The sequence below is a fragment of the Vibrio sp. MOR3 genome (genome assembly GCF_001557775.1).
GTDB lineage: Bacteria > Pseudomonadota > Gammaproteobacteria > Enterobacterales > Vibrionaceae > Vibrio > Vibrio jasicida.
In genome coordinates this window covers 1-767 of sequence record NZ_LNRD01000047.1, presented here as the reverse complement: position 1 = coordinate 767, position 767 = coordinate 1, and the positions used below count along the sequence as shown (strand labels likewise).

The following is a 767-nucleotide window of genomic DNA, read 5'->3' as shown; positions in this document are numbered from 1 at the left end:
CACCCGTCCGCCGCTCGACGCCCTTAACGTTCCCCGAAGGTTCAGTTAAGTCGTTTCCGCTCGACTTGCATGTGTTAGGCCTGCCGCCAGCGTTCAATCTGAGCCATGATCAAACTCTTCAATTTAAAGTTTTTGATTCCCTAAATAAATAGGGAGAGGCTCAACGAATACTGACTTCAAAACTCATCCTTACTCGAAAGTAAGAAGTAATTTTAAAGCTATTATCATTCCAACAGAATGATAATGAATTGACTGTGCCAAGTCTTGCGACTTGATTGGTCACTCAGTTCATTGAAACCTAATTTGATACCGAGGTATCTAATTGGATCATCATCAACGAGTGCCCACACAGATTGATAGGTCTATATTGTTAAAGAGCTTGGCTTTCAGTGCCTTAGCACTCAAACGAGGTGCGTATAATACGCTTTTCACTTTGAAAGTCAACATAAAACTCTAAAATAATTTAGAACTTTATGGTGACTTGCTTATTAAATAAGCAAGTGCAAAAATAAAGCCTGGCGATGTCCTACTCTCACATGGGGAAACCCCACACTACCATCGGCGCTAATTCGTTTCACTTCTGAGTTCGGAATGGAAGTCAGGTGGGTCCAAATCGCTATGGTCGCCAAGCAAATTCTTTAATTCGGAAAACTGATTTTAAGTTCTACTACACATTCAATCGTTCTTGCATTGAGTCCATCAAAACCCCTTGGGTGTTGTATGGTTAAGCCTCACGGGCAATTAGTACAGGTTAGCTCAACGCCTCA

Annotated in this window: 2 rRNA genes; both read right to left on the bottom strand. The window is 41.7% G+C overall.

The features are described 5' to 3' along the window. Positions 1-125 (bottom strand): 16S ribosomal RNA (locus ATB76_RS26845); the annotation flags it as partial. A 388-nt stretch (positions 126-513) separates the two neighbouring features. After that, positions 514-630, bottom strand: a 5S ribosomal RNA gene (gene rrf / locus ATB76_RS26840). Positions 631-767: the final 137 nt, after the last annotated feature.